Genomic DNA, 16,096 nt, shown 5'->3' with positions numbered 1-16,096 from the left:
GATTTTCTCCTACCGTTCCAGGACCAGCGACCGGCCTTCGAAGCGCGACACGCACGGCATGATCTTCTTGCCCGAACGGTGCTCTTCCTCGCTTAGCCAGTGGTCGTTGTGGATGAACTTGCCGTCGCAAGAGATGACGTTGGTTTCGCACTGGCCGCAGACGCCGCCGCGGCAGAGGTAAGGCGGATCGACGCCGGCCGCCTCGATCGCTTCCAAGAGGCTCTGCTGTTCGTCGACGCGGATCGCCTTGCCGCTGACGGCAAGCGTCACGTCGAACGGCAGCCCGGGCTGGGGTGCCGCGAAATGCTCGAAATGCACGGTCTCCGGCGGCCAGCCCAAGGCAGCAGCCCGATCGCGCACCCAGTTGATCATGCCGGCCGGGCCGCAGACATAGAGATGCGTGCCGAGCGGCTGCGTCGACAGCAACCGGTCGAGTCCGATGCGCTCGTCGAGGTCATCATGATAGAGCCTGACCCTGCGGTCGTAGCGCGCGCGCAGCACATCCGCATAGGTGCCGAGCGATGCGGTGCGGACGGTGTAATGCAGTTCGAAATTGCCGCCCTCCGCCGCCAGCTGCGCGGTCTGCGCCATGAACGGCGTGATGCCGATGCCGCCGGCCAGCATCAGATGCTTTTTGGCGCGCAGGTCGAGCGAGAACAGGTTGACCGGATAGCTGACCACCATCTCCATGCCGGGCTTGACGCTCCGGTGCATGAACAGCGAGCCGCCGCGCCCGACATCGTCACGGCGCACCGAGATCGTGTATTCGCGCGTATCGAGTGGCGAGCCCATCAGCGAATAGGGATTGAGCCGGGTCCGTTCGCCATCGCGCATTTCAACGACAACGTGCGCGCCGCCGGAAAATGTCGGCAACAGGTTGCCGTCGCGCCGGCGGAAATGGAAGCGGCTGACCAGGTCGTTGACCGGGACGACATCGCTGACAACGACGTCTAGCTTAGTGGTGCCGGTGCTCATCGGAAAATCTCCTCCATCGGAGGAATTTCGCTGCGATCTTCCGCATTGATGCAGACGCCCTGGAAGGCTGCGATGCGCCTGGAATAATGGTCGCGCACCAGAAGCAGCAGGCCGCAATGCGCGCAGGTCGCCGGCTGCGTCGTGACATTCTCGGTGATGCCCTTGCAGTGGACGCATTGCATGCGCCGCGCCAGCGAGCCGCGGTGCTCGGTCTGGATCGAGGTGTGGTCTATGCCGGCTTCAAGCGCCACCTGCATCGCCTGGCCGATCAGGCCCTCGGTGCCCGAGAGATAGAGGCGCAGGCCCATATGCGCGTTGGCCAGTGTCTGCCGGAGCCGTGGCAACAGGCTGGCAAAGGACGGCGCCTGGTGGAACTGTGCCGGCTTCAACGCTTCGAGCGCGACGGTGTGTTTGCCGTCCGGCCCAGGAATGAAGACGACTTCGGCGTCGTCGAAAAACCTGGGGGGCGCCCTCCCGGCCATCTCCGCTATTGCCAGCGCCCCTTCCGCGTCCGCGATGAAAAGATGATGCTTGCCGGGTTGCGGAGACAAAGTTCCGTAAACCGGCCGGCTGATGATGCTTTTGGCTGCCATTTATGCCTTCGTGCCTCGAACCCCTCGCCGTTGACTATGCCTCAACCTTTCGCGGTGCGCTTGGTCTTCTTGGGATCGTCGAATGGCAGTGGCTGCGCCGTCGCCTTGATGGCACCGCTCTTGTTGCGGATTTCGAGCTTGGTGTCCTTGACCGCGCAGTCGACGTCGAGTCGGGCGATGCCCATCGATTTCTCGACCAGCGGCGAATACATGGCGCAGGTCACCACGCCGACCTTTTTGCCGTCGCGATAGACCGGCGCGCCTTCATCGGCCGGCTCCTTACCGTCGAGCAGGACGCCATAGATCTTGAAGCGCTCCTTGCCCTTCAGACGATAGTGCTCCTCGGCACCGCGAAAGCCGGTCTTGCCAGGGCTGACGGTGAAGTCGAGGCCGAGTTCCCAAAGCGTGTCGCCTGGGCCTTCGTTCTCAAACGGATATTTTTGGGAGTTGTCATAGGGGTAGAAGAGCAGATAACTTTCGACGCGCAGCATGTCGAGCGTGGTGAAGCGGCACGGAATGATGCCGGCGCTCTTGCCCTCGTCGAGGATCCTGTCCCAGATCGTGCCGGCATCCTGGCCGCGGCAGAAGATCTCGTAGCCGCGCTCGCCGGTATAGCCGGTGCGCGAGATCATCACCGGAAGACCGAACAGCTGCGTCTGCATGTGATGGAAATAGTTGAGGTCGCGAATACCCGGCACGTGCTTGGCCAGATAGTCGACCGCTGTCGGACCCTGCAGCGACAGATCGTGCAGATTGTCGTCGAAGCGCAGCGAGACGTCGCGTCCTACCGAAGCACGCTGCAACTCCTCATGGCCGGTGCCCGAACCATGCACGACCATCCATGCATTGGGGCCGGTGCGGTAGAGGATGCAATCGTCGGTGAATTTCCCCGCCTCGTTCAGCATGCAGGCATAGGCCGACTTGCCGGGATAGATCTTTTCGACATCGCGCGTCGTCGCCAGGTCGATCAGGTGTGAGGCATGCGGCCCGGTGATATGGACTTTCTTGAGGCCGGAGACATCCATCAGACCAGCCTTGGTGCGGATGGCGATGTACTCCTCGTCGGCATCCTTGTCGTAGGTCCAGGCGGTTCCCATGCCGCTCCAGTCTTCGAGCTTCGAACCGAGCGCGCGATGGCGATCCGCCAGGGTCGAAAATCTCCAGGATGCCGTCATCCGCTCGTCCTCCGTTTCGATAATGCTCTGCTGTTCCCTGCCCCCTGCGCAGCGGCGGGAGCTTTGGCCGAATATTGATCGCAAACCTCCGGGCGCCGCAATACCCATAAGCAATTAATTTCATTCTCAGGCAAAATCCGTTGCGCCAAGCAAACGGTTAACCCCGCGTAAATCGCGCTTGACAATTGCGGGATTCAGACAGAACTTATGAAAAAAATTTCACTCTGTTGAAAGAGGACGGCGGACGGGAGATTCGGAACCGGACGGCGGAAAAGGGGAGAAACCGATGTCAGACATGCAGCAGCGCATCGAAGCGCTGTACCGTTCCGACCTGCGCGGAGCCGCGCTCCTGATCGTCTGCCTGTGGGCGACGATCCTCTTCGTCCTCCTCATGACATGGCCCTACATCCCGCACAGCGGCATCAAGGCCGTCGTCGCGATCGCCGCCGCCGCCGTGCTGATCTTCAACACCGCGGCCATCCTGGCGATGGTCAAGCACTACAAGGAAGACAAGGAATTCATTTACGGGCTCGACATCAAGAACGCCGACGCGTTCAGCAACCGCAAGTCCTGAGGGGTAGAAGAGATGTCCCGCTACACGCCGCCGGAGCAAAGCAAGGCCGGGCAGGTTTTCGACATCGCCGTCGTCGTCGTCGCCATTTTCGTGGCACTGTGGCTACCGCTCAAGCTGGGCCTCGCCGGCGCGGCGAAATCCATCGACGCGCTCGACGCCAAGACCTGGGAAGCGCTAGGCCAGAACCCGACCATGGCGTCTATCTGGGAAAAGCTCGGCTATACGCCCGAGACCGCGCACGACATCATCCAGAACCGCTTCCACTATGTCATCGACTGGCCGACGCTGATCATCATGGCGGCGGTGCTGATCGGTTATTTCATCTTCCTGTTTCGTGCATCAGACCGCGAATACCGCGACGTCATCAACGAAAAATTCGACGACAAGTAAGAGTTCTGAGGACGATCTAATTCGGGGGACACGATCATGTGGGTGGCACTCTCTTACGCATGCTGGGGCATCTCGATCGTGCTCGCTTTGTGGATGCTCTACGACTGGTTCAAGGTCGACACGACCTTCTCCGAAGAGGTGCTGACCTCCTCGCGCGAAGGCGAACTGGAAGCCACTTCCGAAAAACACCGGATCTGAGTGAGGATTGAACAATGACGATCGCACTTGAACCGGCTGCCCCGGCTGCCCAAGGGGACAGAGTTTCACTCCTGCGCGTGCTCGGACCGGCCCATGTCTGGGCGCTCGGCGTCGGCATCGTCCTGGTCGGCGAATTCACCGGCTGGAATTTCTCGGCCGACAAGGGTGGCGCACTGGCCGCGCTGATCGTCTGCTGGGTCGTGGGATTGCTCTACACCTCGGTCGCCATGATCGATTCCGAGGTGACATCGACCGTGGCCGCCGCCGGCGGCCAGTATGCGCAGGCAAAGCACATCGTCGGACCGCTGATGGCGTTCAACGTCGCGCTGTTCCTGGTCTTTGCCTACACCATGCTCGAAGTGTCCGACGCCATCCTGCTCGGCGACACCATCGTCGCCAAGGCCGGCGTCGAAGGGCTCACCCACAATTCCTTCATCGCCGCGACCATCGTCGTGCTGGCGTGGCTGAACTATCGCGGCGTGCTGATGACGCTCAACGTCAACTTCGTCATCACAGCAGTCGCCTATATCTCGATTGTCATCCTGTTCTTTTCGGTCAGCCCGTGGACGCAAGGCGCCGTGCTGAAGCTGAACGAGTTGGTCACTCCCGGCAATGCGCTCCCCTATGGCTGGATCGGCGTCATCGCCGCCTTCCAGTTCGGCATCTGGTACTATCTCGGCATCGAGGGCACCACACAGGCCGCCGAGGAAGTGCGCTCGCCGGCCCGCTCGCTGCCTTACGGCACCATGGCCGGCATGATCACGCTTTTGATCGCAGCCGCCATGACCTGGTATGTCTGCGCCTCGATGATGCCATGGGAATATCTCGGCATCACCTATTATCCGCTGTGGGACGCCGGCAAACTGACTGGCAGCCCGCTGCTCGAGAACCTGTTGTTCGTCGCCACGCTGCTTGCTGCAATGGCCTCCGCCAATGGCTGCATCAACGATGCGGCGCGCGCCTGGTTCTCGCTCGGCCGCGACCGCTATCTGCCGACATGGTTCTCGGCCGTGCATCCGAGATATCGCACGCCCTATCGTTCGATCCTGTTCCTGCTGCCGATCGCGCTGGCCTTCGCCTTCATCGCCGACCTCAACCAGGCGATCACCTTCTCGATCCTGTCGGGCGTGCTGCAATATACCTTCATGAGCATCAACATCATCATGTTCCGCAAGAAGTGGCCGCTGGGCTCGATCCGGCGCGGCTACACGCACCCCTTCCACCCGATCCCGGCCATCGTGCTGTTTTGCCTGTGCGTGGTGACCTTCTTCGCCATCTTCCTCGGCTTCGGCTCGCAGCTGATCGCCATGGTCGCCTTCTATTTCCTGATCTCGCTGTGGTTCCATTTCTATCGCTACAAATTCGTGCGGCGCGGCGACCAATTCACCATGCCGTGGCCAAAGCCGCAGGGTTATTGATGGGAGTAGGCCCGTCCGGATCCCGGGCGGGCCTGGCATGAGAAAATGTCCGAGGTGACATCAGCACTGCTGGCCGGGGCCATTGTCCTAGCTGTCGTCCTCCACCTTGCCTGGCAGGCGCGTGCCAGCCACAGCAGGGCGTCGATGGCGCTCGCCGTCGAGCAGGGCCGCATCCGCACAGTCATCGCCGACGCTGCCAATGTTTCGGATGGCACCGCCGGCGTCATCACCTGGGAAGGATCCTGGAACGGCAAACGTGTCCAGGTGCGCACCATCGTCGATACGCTGGCGACGCGAAAACTGCCGGCGCGCTGGCTCAGTGTTTCGATCACCGAAGAGGTCGCGGTGCCGGCGACGTTCGACATGATGATGCGGCCGGGATCGCCGACGACCTTCTCCAATTTCGATCATCTCGAGCACACGCTGCCGAAGAGCTCAGCATTTCCGGCTGAGGCCGTGTTGCGGACCGATCGCAGGGGCGTCCACTTCCCACTGGAGACCATCGCCGGCCACCTCGGGATTTTTTCCGAAGGGCGCGCCAAGGAACTGCTGATCACCCCGAAAGGGGTACGCATCGTGTGGCTGCTGGCCGAAGCCGAACGGGCGCGTTATGGCGTCTTTCGGCAGGCCGAATTCGGCGACGCCACACTCGATCCCGCGCTGATCGAAAGACTGCTGGTGTCGGTGTCGGCGCTTCGCGACGCCATCAACAAAAGCGAACGGCAGGCCGCATGACCATTCCCACCACTGCACCCACCAACCCCTATCTGGTTCTCGGCGCCGCAATCGTGTTGCCGGGAAGCGGGCATGTCATTCTCGGCGTGCCGGTGCGCGGCCTGCAGTTCCTTTTCTTCATGGTGATCCTGGCATGGGTGACGGCCAAGATCGCACCGTCGGATGCCAGCTTTGTCGGCCGTCACGCCGGCGGCTTCCTGATCTATGCCTTGTCGATTCTCGACGCCTACAAGATCGCTCGCATCCGCACCGCGAAATGGGTTCACACTGCCCGGCGAGACGGCGACAGTGCGCAGAGCGGCATTGAGCCGCATAGGTAACTAGAGGAATATTTTTTTCATATGATTGAATTAGTGCAGCTCATTCGATACATCGTCTCTTAGCTACAAACGATCTCTTAGCTACAAACATCGGAGGCTGACATGTGTGGAATTGTCGGACTGTTTTTGAAGGACAAGTCGCTGGAGCCCCAGCTTGGCGCGATGCTGTCGCAGATGCTGATCTCGCTCAGCGATCGCGGTCCCGACAGCGCCGGCATTGCCATCTATGGCGCGCCTTCCAAAAATGAGGCCAAGATCACCATCCAGTCGGCCAAGCCGGACCGCGATTTCCGCGGCCTCGAGGCGGAGCTCGCCAAGGCCATCGGCACGCCGGTGACGATCGCGGTGAAATCCACCCATGCGGTCGTCAGGACCACGCCCGCCAAGATCGATGAAGCGCGCGAAACCATCCAGACGCTGCGCCCCGACATCCGCATCATGGGCGCCGGCGACGTTGTCGAGATCTACAAGGAAGTCGGCCTGCCCGAGGCGGTCGTCGATCGCTTCGATGTCCGCAAGATGACCGGCACGCATGGCATTGGTCATACCCGGATGGCGACGGAATCGGCCGTGACGACAATGGGCGCGCATCCGTTCTCGACCGGCGCCGACCAGTGCCTTGTGCACAATGGCTCGCTGTCGAACCACAACAATGTCCGCCGCGAGCTGATCCGCGAAGGCATGACCTTCGAGACCGAAAACGACACCGAGGTTGCTGCCGCCTATCTCTCGTCGCAGATGGCGCATGGCAAGAATCTCGGCGAGGCGCTGGAAGGCACGCTTTCCGATCTCGATGGCTTCTTCACCTTCGTCGTCGGCACCAAGAACGGCTTTGGCGTGGTGCGCGATCCGATCGCCTGCAAGCCCGCCGTGATGGCCGAAACCGACCAGTATGTCGCCTTCGGCTCGGAATATCGCGCGCTGACCAAACTGCCTGGCATAGACAATGCGAGGGTCTGGGAACCCGAACCCGCAACCGTCTATTTCTGGGAGCATTGAATTCATGCCGGCAACCACGCTTTCAAAGACGGCAGCACGCGACCCTCGGGTCTTCGATCTCGACCAATTGTCGCTGCGTGAACTCAATCAGGCGCTGCACAATCTGGCTCCCGGCTCGAATGAAACGGCATGGGAAGTGCTGAACCCGAAAGGCAGCCATTCGGTCGCCGTTGGCGTCGACCAGCCTGTTGCCATCGATGTGCGCGGCAGCGTCGGCTATTACTGCGGCGGCATGAACTCCGGCAGCACGATTACCGTGCATGGCTCGGCGGGGCCTGGCGTCGGCGAGAACATGATGTCGGGCTCGATCACCATCAAGGGCGACGCCAGCCAATATGCCGGCGCTACCGGCAAGGGCGGGCTGCTGGTCATCGAAGGCAATGCGTCGTCGCGCTGCGGCATTTCGATGAAGGGCATCGACATCGTCGTGCACGGCAATATCGGCCACATGTCGGCCTTCATGGCGCAGTCCGGCAATCTGGTGGTGCTGGGCGATGCGGGAGACGCGCTCGGTGATTCCATCTACGAGGCTCGTCTGTTCGTGCGCGGCAAGGTCGACAGCCTGGGTGCCGACTGTATCGCCAAGGAGATGCGGGCCGAGCATCTGGAATTGCTGCAGGGCCTGCTCGATCGCGCCGGCGTGACCGGCGTCAAGCCGGCGGAGTTCAAGCGCTACGGCTCGGCGCGTACCCTCTACAATTTCAATATCGACAACGCCGACGCGTATTGAGGCAGCATGACCTACAGGAACCCGCCGACGACGCCGCGCAAATCCGCGACCTTCGACGACTATACGCTTTCCGAAATCCGCCGCGCCGCGGCGACCGGCATCTATGATATCCGTGGCGCCGGCGCCAAGCGCAAGCTGCCGCATTTCGACGACCTCCTGTTCCTCGGCGCCTCGATCTCGCGCTATCCGCTCGAAGGCTACCGCGAGCGCTGCGACACATCAGTCGTGCTCGGTTCACGCCATGCCAAGAAGCCGATCGAGCTGAAGATCCCGATCACCATCGCCGGCATGAGCTTTGGCTCGCTGTCCGGTCCGGCCAAGGAAGCGCTCGGACGCGGCGCGACCCTGTCGGGCACCTCGACCACGACGGGCGACGGCGGCATGACCGAGGAAGAGCGCGGCCATTCCAAGCAGCTGGTCTATCAATACCTGCCGTCGCGCTATGGCATGAACCTGCGCGATCTGCGCCGTGCCGATGCGATCGAAGTCGTCGTCGGCCAGGGCGCCAAGCCGGGTGGCGGCGGCATGCTGCTTGGCCAGAAGATTTCCGACCGCGTCGCCGAAATGCGCACGCTGCCGAAGGGCATCGACCAGCGCTCGGCCTCGCGCCATCCGGACTGGACGGGTCCCGACGATCTCGAGATCAAGATCCTCGAATTGCGCGAAATCACAGACTGGGAAAAGCCGATCTACGTCAAGGTCGGCGGTGCCCGGCCCTATTACGATACCGCGCTTGCGGTGAAGGCCGGCGCCGATGTCGTCGTCGTCGACGGCATGCAGGGCGGCACCGCAGCCACCCAGGAAGTGTTCATCGAAAATGTCGGCATGCCGACGCTTGCCTGCATCAGGCCGGCGGTGCAGGCGCTGCAGGATCTCGGCATGCACCGCAAGGTGCAGCTGATCGTCTCCGGCGGCATCCGCAACGGCGCCGATGTCGCCAAGGCGCTGGCGCTCGGCGTCGACGCGGTCTCGATCGGCACGGCCGCCCTTGTCGCGCTCGGCGACAACGATCCCCGCTGGGAGGCGGAGTATAACGAGCTCGGCACCACGGCCGGCGCCTATGACGACTGGCACGAGGGGCGCGACCCCGCAGGCATCACCACGCAGGACCCCGAACTGATGAAGCGGGTCGACCCGGTGGCCGCCGGACGACGGCTGGCGAACTACCTCAAGGTGATGACGCTGGAAGCGCAGACCATCGCCCGTGCCTGCGGCAAGAACAGCCTGCACAATCTGGAACCCGAGGACCTCGTCGCGCTGACGATCGAGGCAGCCGCTATGGCCGGCGTACCGCTGGCCGGCACCAACTGGATACCGGGGAAGAACGGCTTCTAATCAATGAAGGGCCGAAGCCCACACGCTCTGGGGCCACAATCGACAAAAAAATGGGGAACTTCCGTGACAGTTGATCTTGCTGAATTCGCAAGGGCGAAAAACGTCAAATATTTCATGATTTCCTACACTGACCTGTTCAGTGGCCAGCGTGCCAAGCTGGTGCCGGCGCAAGCCATCGCCGACATGCAGAAGGATGGCGCCGGCTTTGCCGGTTTCGCCACCTGGCTTGATCTGACGCCGGCGCATCCCGACATGCTGGCGGTGCCGGACCCGGACTCGGTGATCCAGCTGCCGTGGAAGCCGGAGGTCGCCTGGGTCGCCGCCAACTGCATCATGGACGACAAGGAGGTCGACCAGGCGCCGCGCAACACGCTGAATCGGCTGATCGCGGAAGCCGCCAGCGACGGCATGCACGTCAAGACCGGCGTCGAGGCCGAGTTCTTCCTGATCTCGCCGGACGGCAAGACGATTTCCGACGAATACGACACGGCCTCAAAGCCCTGCTACGACCAGCAAGCGGTGATGCGCCGCTACGACGTCATCGCCGAGATCTGCGACCACATGCTGGCGCTCGGCTGGGGCGCCTACCAGAACGACCACGAGGACGCCAATGGCCAGTTCGAGATGAACTGGGCCTTCGACGATGCGTTGGCGACCGCCGACAAGCACTCCTTCTTCAAATTCATGGTCAAGTCGATCGCGGAAAAGCATGGCCTTCGAGCGACCTTCATGCCCAAACCCTTCCAGGGACTGACCGGCAATGGCTGCCATGCCCATATCTCGGTGTGGGACAAGGCCGGCAAGACCAACGTTTTCGCCGACAATGCGATGGAGCTTGGCCTGTCGGCCAAGGGCCGGAATTTCCTCGGCGGCATCATGAAGCATGCTTCCGCGCTGGCCGCGATCACCAACCCGACGGTCAATTCCTACAAGCGCATCAACGCGCCGCGCACCATTTCGGGCGCCACCTGGGCGCCGAACACGGTGACCTGGACCGGCAACAACCGCACCCACATGGTGCGCGTGCCCGGCCCCGGCCGCTTCGAACTGCGATTGCCGGACGGGGCGGCCAACCCCTATCTGCTGCAGGCGGTCATCATCGCCGCCGGCCTCGACGGCATCCGCTCGAAGGCAGATCCCGGCAAGCGCTATGACATCGACATGTACCAGCATGGGCACACGGTGAAAGGCGCGCCAAAACTGCCGCTCAATCTGCTCGACGCGCTGCGCGAGTTCGACAAGGACAAATCGCTCAAGGCGGCGCTGGGTGAGGAATTCTCGTCGGCCTACCTAAAGCTGAAGCACCAGGAATGGAATTCCTATGCTTCGCACTTCACGCAATGGGAGCGCGACCACACGCTGGATATCTGACCACCAGCGCGGTGCGAGCGACCTCGGAATGAACGTATGAAATATTCGATCTTTTCGCTCGCCCGTGCTGCCCTGTCCGGCCACAAGAATTGGCAACGCACCTGGCGCGACGCCACGCCGAAGGACCGCTACGATGTGGTGATCATCGGCGGTGGCGGCCATGGCCTTGCCACCGCCTGGTTTCTCGCCAGCGAGTACGGCATCAAGAATGTTGCCGTGCTCGAAAAAGGCTGGATCGGCTCCGGCAATGCCGGCCGCAACACCACCATCATCCGCTCCAATTACGGCCTGCCAGGCAATACCGGCTTTTACGAATTGTCGATGAAGCTGTGGGAGCGGATGGAGCAGGACCTCAACTACAATGCAATGGTCAGCCAGCGCGGCGTCATCAACCTCTACCACTCCGACGCACAGCGCGACGCTTATGCGCGGCGCGGCAACACCATGCGTATCAACGGCATCGACGCCGAACTGCTCGACCTCGCTGCCGTCAAGAAGATGATACCGTTCCTGAACTTCGACAATGCGCGCTTTCCCGTGCAAGGCGGGCTGTTGCAGCGACGCGGCGGCACGGCGCGGCACGATGCTGTTGTCTGGGGCTATGCGCATGCGGCGAGCGAACTCGGCGTCGACATCATCCAGAATTGCGAAGTCACCGGCTTCGTCAGGGACGCCAATGGCAAGGTGACCGGCGTCGAGACGTCGCGCGGCAAGATCGGCGCCGGCAAGGTCGGTATGGCTGTTGCCGGAAGTTCATCGCGCGTCGCGGCGATGGCCGGCCTGCGCCTGCCCATCGAAAGCCATGTGCTGCAGGCCTTCGTCTCCGAGGCGATCAAGCCGCTCATCCCTGGTGTCATGACCTTCGGCGCCGGCCATTTCTACGTCAGCCAGTCCGACAAGGGCGGGCTGGTGTTCGGCGGCGACATAGACGGCTACAATTCCTATGCCCAGCGCGGCAATATGCCTGTCATGGAGGACGTCTGCGAGGGCGGCATGGCGCTGATGCCGATGATCGGCCGCGTGCGCTTGCTGCGCCAGTGGGGCGGCATCATGGACATGTCGATGGACGGTTCGCCGATCATCGACAAGACGCCGGTCGACGGGCTCTATCTCAACGCCGGCTGGTGCTATGGCGGCTTCAAGGCGACGCCGGGCTCCGGCTTCGTCTTTGCCCATCTTCTTGCGCGCGACGAATCGCACGAAGAAGCCGCGCGGTTCCGCCTCGACCGGTTCCGGACTGGCGCCATGATCGACGAAAAGGGCCAGGGCGCCCAACCGAACCTGCATTGAAGGCGGTCTAGAACAGCATGCGCATTGTCTGTCCCTTCTGCGGTGAACGCGAACTCGGCGAGTTCACCTATCTCGGCGACGCCAAGCCTGTGCGGCCCGAAGCCGGCGCCTCGGAAGACGAGGTCTTCGACTATGTCTATCTGCGCGACAATGTCGCCGGACAGACCAGCGAACACTGGTACCATGGCGGGGGTTGCCGGGCCTGGCTGAAGGTCACCCGCAACACGCTGACGCACGAGATTTCCGCCGTTGAGCCGGCGGCGGGTGCCGGCGCCGCGAAAGTCGGTGCGTGATGGCCGGCGCGCAGACACACCGGCTCGGCAATGGCGGTCTCATCGACCGGTCGGCGCCGCTGAACTTCCGCTTCGACGGCAAGGCTTTCTCCGGCTTCCAGGGCGACACGCTGGCCTCGGCGCTGATCGCCAATGGCGTCAAGCTGGTCGGCCGCTCGTTCAAATACCATCGCCCGCGCGGTATTCTCACCGCCGGTTCGGAAGAACCCAACGCATTGGTCGAGTTGCGCACGGGTGCACGGCGCGAGCCGAACACCAAGGCCACCACGGCCGAGCTTTATGAAGGGCTTGAAGCCGCGAGCCAGAACCGCTGGCCATCGCTGCGCCACGATATGATGTCGGTCAACCAGTTGTTCGCGCCGATCTTCGTCGCCGGCTTCTACTACAAGACCTTCATGTGGCCGGCGAAATTCTGGGAAGCAATCTACGAGCCGGCGATCCGTCGCGCCGCCGGCCTTGGCCGCGCCGCAGGCGTCGCCGATCCGGACCACTACGACAAGGCATGGGCGCATTGCGATGTGCTGATCGCCGGTTCAGGCCCGGCCGGTTTGGCCGCGGCATTGGCAGCCGGCCGCGCTGGTGCCCGCGTCATCCTGTGCGAAGAGGATTTTGTCCCCGGCGGCCGCCTGCTGTCGGATGACGGCACGATCGATGGTGTGCCGGCAGCCGAATGGCTGTCGCGGACGCTGGCTGAACTGGCTGATATGCCGGACGTCCGCATCATGACCCGCACGGCACTATTCGGCGTCTACGATGGCGGTACCTATGGCGCGATCGAGCGAGTCAACGACCACCTGCCCTCGCCGCCCGAGCATCAGGTGCGCCAGCGGCTGTGGCGGATCGTGGCCAAGCGCTGCGTTGTCGCGGCCGGCGCCATCGAACGGCCGATCGTCTTTGCCGGCAACGACACGCCCGGTGTGATGATGGCGTCCGCCATGCGCACCTATGTCGCGCGCTATGCGGCGACACCGGCGAAGCGCCTCGCGCTGTTCACCAACAATGAGGATGGCTGGCGCACTGTCGAGACGGCACTCGGTGCCGGTCTGCAGATCGCGGCGGTCATCGATGCACGGTCCGAAGTATCGCCGGCGCATCGTTCGCTGGCCTCCAAGGGCGGCTTCCCGGTGCTGCACGGTTCCGTCAGTGGCGTCGATGGCGGCAAGGATGGGGTCAGGAAAATCGCGGTGTCGCTGACCGGCGGCGCGCGCGCCGAAGTCGAAGCCGACGGGCTCGCCGTCTCGGGCGGCTGGAACCCGGCGGTTGGGCTGACCTCCTATCATCGCGGCCGGCCGAAATGGCGTGACGACATTGCCGCCTTCGTGCCCGACGGCGCGCCCTCCGGCATGGTCGCCGCCGGCGCCGCCAATGGCGATTTCGGGCTCGGCGCCTGCCTGAGCCAGGGATTTGCCGCCGGCGCGGCAGCGGCGCGTGACACGGGACATAGCGGCACAGTGGGTACCGCGCCTTTCGCCGACGACGAGGCATTCTCGCTGACGCCGCTCTGGCACGTCGCCGGCAAGGGCAAGGCTTTTGTCGATTACCAGCACGACGTCACCGCCTCTGACATCGAACTGGCGCAACGCGAAGGCTTTGAATCCGTCGAACACCTGAAGCGCTACACGACGCTCGGCATGGCCACCGACCAGGGCAAGACCTCGAATGTCGCCGGCCTTGCCATCATGGCCGCGGTCAGCGGCCGTTCGATCCCCGAGACCGGCACGACGATCTACCGGCCGCCTTACGTGCCGGTCGCCATCGGCGCCTTCGCCGGCCATCACCGCGACGAGACGTTCCATGCGACGCGGCTGACGCCGTCGCACCACTGGGCCGTGGAACAAGGTGCTGTCTTCGTCGACACCGGCCTGTGGAAACGCGCGCAATGGTACCCGCGCGCGGGCGAGAAGGACTGGCTGGAATCGGTGACCCGCGAGGTCAAGGCGGTGCGCGGTGGCGTCGGCTTCTGCGATGTCTCGACGCTCGGCAAGATCGACGTGCACGGCCCCGATGCCGGCGCCTTCCTGGATCGCGTCTACATCAACACCTTCTCCAGCCTCGCAGTTGGCAAGGCGCGCTATGGGCTGATGCTGCGCGAGGACGGCATCGTCTATGACGATGGCACGACATCGCGGCTGGCCGAGGACCATTACTTCCTGACCACCACCACGGCCAAGGCCGGGCTGGTGATGCAGCATCTCGAATTCTGCCGCCAGGTGCTGTTCCCGGAGCTCGACGTGCAGTTGACCTCGGTTTCGGACCAGTGGGCGCAATTCTCGATCGCCGGACCCAAAGCCCGCGATCTGCTGAGGGAAATCGTTGATCCGGCCGAGGACCTTTCCAACGAAGGCTTTCCATTCATGGGCGCACGGGAAGTCGCCCTGCGCGGCGGCCTCAAGGCGCGGCTGTTCCGCATCTCATTCTCAGGCGAGATGGCTTTCGAGATTTCGGTGCCGGCGCGCTTTGGCGATGCCATGGTGCGCAATTTGATGCTTGCCGGAGCGCCATTCGGCGTGACGCCCTACGGTACCGAGGCGCTCGGCGTCATGCGCGTCGAAAAGGGCCACATTGCCGGACCGGAATTGAGCGGCACGACGACGGCGGCCGATCTTGGCCTCGGCAAGATGATGTCGACCAAGAAGGATTTCATCGGCCGGGTGATGGCGGGGCGCGAGGCGCTGATCGCGCCGGACCGGCAGGTCGTCGTCGGTATCAAGCCGACGGACAAGGCACGCCGCTTGCGCTCCGGCGCGCACGTCATCCCGAAGGGACAGACACCGGGACCGGGTAACGACCAAGGCTATGTCACCTCGGTCTGCTTCTCGCCGACGTTGGATCAGTGGATCGGGCTCGCGCTTGTCGAACGCGGCCGCGAGCGCATCGGCGAGATCGTCCACGCGCATGATCCATTGCGCGGCGAAGACTACGATGTCGAACTCTGCAATCCCGTCTTCTACGATCCGGATGGAGGGCGTCAGCGTGGTTGATTTTTCCTGGACTCCCCGCAGTCCGCTTGAAAAAGCGCTTGTCACCGGTGCGCATGGTGCACGCGGTATCGAGGCTGGCGTCTCGCTGACCGAGGTTCGCAATTTTGATCCGATCCAGGTGATGGCGCGGCGCGGCAAAGGAGCCGAACTGGCAAAGGCGACTAGGACCCGCTTCGGCATCGCGGCACCGGATGCGCCGAAGGCGGTACAAACTCCGGATGCCACGCTGATCTGGTCGGGGCCGGATCAGTTCTTGATCCTGTCGAAAAGTGGCAAGCACACGATGTGGACGCTGGCGCCGGCATTCACCGGTCCCGCTTCGCTATCGGACCAGTCGCATGCACGCGCGTTGATCAGCGTTTCCGGAATCCAGGCGCGCGCCATGCTCGCCAAGCTGTCGTCGATCGACCTGCATGCCGCCTCGTTTCCGATTGGTGCCGCTGCTGCGACGTCGATGGACCACACCAGCGTCACGCTCTGGCGCGGGAATGATCGGCCGGATGGCCTGGCGGTGTTCAACCTCCTGGTGTTCGCGACCTTTGCCGAAAGCCTTTGGCATACGATGCTCGACTCGGCTGCGGAGTACGGCGTTACGGTCAGCCATTCCGAGGATTTCGAATAGCGTTTGCGCGCGCCCCACCTTCTCCCTTGGGGGAGAAGGGAAGAAGTGCGCTTCGCCTTGCCAAACGCACGCGCACTGCTATTCTTACCGCTAAAAT

At 63.0% G+C, this 16,096-nt stretch carries 17 protein-coding genes; 14 read left to right on the top strand and 3 right to left on the bottom strand.

The window, feature by feature from the left end:
- Positions 1-9: 9 nt before the first annotated feature.
- From NKI66_RS06075 to NKI66_RS06065, 3 genes are read right to left on the bottom strand one after another with little or no spacing between them, the layout of a single operon-like run.
- Positions 10-975: a PDR/VanB family oxidoreductase gene (locus NKI66_RS06075; protein ID WP_023808730.1), complete on the bottom strand. Its 966-nt coding sequence runs from the start codon at positions 973-975 to the stop codon at positions 10-12.
- Positions 972-1,568 carry a dimethylamine monooxygenase subunit DmmA family protein gene (locus tag NKI66_RS06070; protein ID WP_023808731.1) on the bottom strand — a complete coding sequence of 199 codons (597 nt, stop codon included), beginning with the start codon at positions 1,566-1,568 and terminating at the stop codon, positions 972-974. The genes NKI66_RS06075 and NKI66_RS06070 overlap by 4 nt, the downstream gene beginning before the upstream one ends.
- 41 nt (positions 1,569-1,609) lie before the next feature.
- Complete coding sequence (locus NKI66_RS06065; protein ID WP_023808732.1) at positions 1,610-2,743, bottom strand: aminomethyl transferase family protein; 1,134 nt, start codon at positions 2,741-2,743, stop codon at positions 1,610-1,612.
- Between the two features lie 286 nt (positions 2,744-3,029).
- Between NKI66_RS06065 and NKI66_RS06060 the strand changes: the two genes are divergently transcribed.
- From NKI66_RS06060 to NKI66_RS05995, 14 genes are all read left to right on the top strand, one after another.
- On the top strand, positions 3,030-3,317 hold the full coding sequence (locus NKI66_RS06060; protein ID WP_023808733.1) for a hypothetical protein: 288 nt from the start codon (positions 3,030-3,032) through the stop codon (positions 3,315-3,317).
- A 12-nt stretch (positions 3,318-3,329) separates the two neighbouring features.
- Positions 3,330-3,707, top strand: a complete 378-nt coding sequence (locus NKI66_RS06055; RefSeq protein WP_023808734.1) for a hypothetical protein — start codon at positions 3,330-3,332, stop codon at positions 3,705-3,707.
- 36 nt (positions 3,708-3,743) lie between these two features.
- Positions 3,744-3,905, top strand: coding sequence for a hypothetical protein (locus NKI66_RS06050; protein WP_013532900.1), 162 nt, complete (start codon positions 3,744-3,746; stop codon positions 3,903-3,905).
- Positions 3,906-3,919: 14 nt separating this feature from the next.
- Positions 3,920-5,323, top strand: a complete 1,404-nt coding sequence (locus NKI66_RS06045) for an APC family permease (RefSeq protein WP_023808735.1) — start codon at positions 3,920-3,922, stop codon at positions 5,321-5,323.
- A gap of 45 nt (positions 5,324-5,368) precedes the next feature.
- A complete protein-coding gene (locus NKI66_RS06040) occupies positions 5,369-6,058 on the top strand; it encodes a hypothetical protein (RefSeq protein WP_023808736.1) in 690 nt (229 codons plus the stop codon).
- On the top strand, positions 6,055-6,378 hold the full coding sequence (locus tag NKI66_RS06035) for a hypothetical protein (RefSeq protein WP_023808737.1): 324 nt from the start codon (positions 6,055-6,057) through the stop codon (positions 6,376-6,378). Before NKI66_RS06040 ends, NKI66_RS06035 begins: the two co-directional genes overlap by 4 nt.
- Before the next feature lie 102 nt (positions 6,379-6,480).
- A complete protein-coding gene (locus NKI66_RS06030; protein WP_127255241.1) occupies positions 6,481-7,377 on the top strand; it encodes a class II glutamine amidotransferase in 897 nt (298 codons plus the stop codon).
- A 4-nt stretch (positions 7,378-7,381) separates the two neighbouring features.
- A complete protein-coding gene (locus tag NKI66_RS06025) occupies positions 7,382-8,107 on the top strand; it encodes a GltB/FmdC/FwdC-like GXGXG domain-containing protein (protein WP_352751227.1) in 726 nt (241 codons plus the stop codon).
- 6 nt (positions 8,108-8,113) lie between these two features.
- Positions 8,114-9,442, top strand: coding sequence for an FMN-binding glutamate synthase family protein (locus NKI66_RS06020; RefSeq protein ID WP_023808740.1), 1,329 nt, complete (start codon positions 8,114-8,116; stop codon positions 9,440-9,442).
- Positions 9,443-9,505: 63 nt separating this feature from the next.
- Complete coding sequence (gene glnT, locus NKI66_RS06015; RefSeq protein WP_352751225.1) at positions 9,506-10,813, top strand: type III glutamate--ammonia ligase; 1,308 nt, start codon at positions 9,506-9,508, stop codon at positions 10,811-10,813.
- Positions 10,814-10,849: 36 nt separating this feature from the next.
- Positions 10,850-12,103, top strand: coding sequence for a sarcosine oxidase subunit beta family protein (locus NKI66_RS06010; protein ID WP_127270293.1), 1,254 nt, complete (start codon positions 10,850-10,852; stop codon positions 12,101-12,103).
- Between the two features lie 17 nt (positions 12,104-12,120).
- Complete coding sequence (locus NKI66_RS06005) at positions 12,121-12,396, top strand: sarcosine oxidase subunit delta (protein ID WP_352440035.1); 276 nt, start codon at positions 12,121-12,123, stop codon at positions 12,394-12,396.
- Positions 12,396-15,377 (top strand): sarcosine oxidase subunit alpha, encoded by a 2,982-nt coding sequence (locus NKI66_RS06000; protein WP_352751223.1) that lies wholly within the window; start codon positions 12,396-12,398, stop codon positions 15,375-15,377. The genes NKI66_RS06005 and NKI66_RS06000 overlap by 1 nt, the downstream gene beginning before the upstream one ends.
- Entirely contained in the window at positions 15,370-15,999 is a 630-nt protein-coding gene (locus NKI66_RS05995) for a sarcosine oxidase subunit gamma (protein WP_023808744.1), read from the top strand. The genes NKI66_RS06000 and NKI66_RS05995 overlap by 8 nt, the downstream gene beginning before the upstream one ends.
- Positions 16,000-16,096: the final 97 nt, after the last annotated feature.

Origin of the sequence: Mesorhizobium sp. M0518 (assembly GCF_040321125.1) — a bacterium.
Taxonomy (GTDB): domain Bacteria; phylum Pseudomonadota; class Alphaproteobacteria; order Rhizobiales; family Rhizobiaceae; genus Mesorhizobium.
This window is presented reverse-complemented; position numbering and strand designations above follow the sequence as displayed.

Excerpts from the sequence above, each read along its gene's own strand:
- NKI66_RS06030 (WP_127255241.1), top strand. The coding sequence starts at position 6,481 with ATGTGTGGAATTGTCGGACTGTTTTTGAAGGACAAGTCGCTGGAGCCC.
- NKI66_RS06025 (WP_352751227.1), top strand. The coding sequence starts at position 7,382 with ATGCCGGCAACCACGCTTTCAAAGACGGCAGCACGCGACCCTCGGGTC.
- NKI66_RS06065 (WP_023808732.1), bottom strand. The coding sequence starts at position 2,743 with ATGACGGCATCCTGGAGATTTTCGACCCTGGCGGATCGCCATCGCGCG.
- NKI66_RS06040 (WP_023808736.1), top strand. The coding sequence starts at position 5,369 with ATGTCCGAGGTGACATCAGCACTGCTGGCCGGGGCCATTGTCCTAGCT.
- NKI66_RS06075 (WP_023808730.1), bottom strand. The coding sequence starts at position 975 with ATGAGCACCGGCACCACTAAGCTAGACGTCGTTGTCAGCGATGTCGTC.
- NKI66_RS06020 (WP_023808740.1), top strand. The coding sequence starts at position 8,114 with ATGACCTACAGGAACCCGCCGACGACGCCGCGCAAATCCGCGACCTTC.
- NKI66_RS06060 (WP_023808733.1), top strand. The coding sequence starts at position 3,030 with ATGTCAGACATGCAGCAGCGCATCGAAGCGCTGTACCGTTCCGACCTG.
- NKI66_RS06035 (WP_023808737.1), top strand. The coding sequence starts at position 6,055 with ATGACCATTCCCACCACTGCACCCACCAACCCCTATCTGGTTCTCGGC.
- NKI66_RS06070 (WP_023808731.1), bottom strand. The coding sequence starts at position 1,568 with ATGGCAGCCAAAAGCATCATCAGCCGGCCGGTTTACGGAACTTTGTCT.
- NKI66_RS06010 (WP_127270293.1), top strand. The coding sequence starts at position 10,850 with ATGAAATATTCGATCTTTTCGCTCGCCCGTGCTGCCCTGTCCGGCCAC.
- NKI66_RS06050 (WP_013532900.1), top strand. The coding sequence starts at position 3,744 with ATGTGGGTGGCACTCTCTTACGCATGCTGGGGCATCTCGATCGTGCTC.
- NKI66_RS06005 (WP_352440035.1), top strand. The coding sequence starts at position 12,121 with ATGCGCATTGTCTGTCCCTTCTGCGGTGAACGCGAACTCGGCGAGTTC.
- NKI66_RS06045 (WP_023808735.1), top strand. The coding sequence starts at position 3,920 with ATGACGATCGCACTTGAACCGGCTGCCCCGGCTGCCCAAGGGGACAGA.
- NKI66_RS06055 (WP_023808734.1), top strand. The coding sequence starts at position 3,330 with ATGTCCCGCTACACGCCGCCGGAGCAAAGCAAGGCCGGGCAGGTTTTC.
- NKI66_RS06000 (WP_352751223.1), top strand. The coding sequence starts at position 12,396 with ATGGCCGGCGCGCAGACACACCGGCTCGGCAATGGCGGTCTCATCGAC.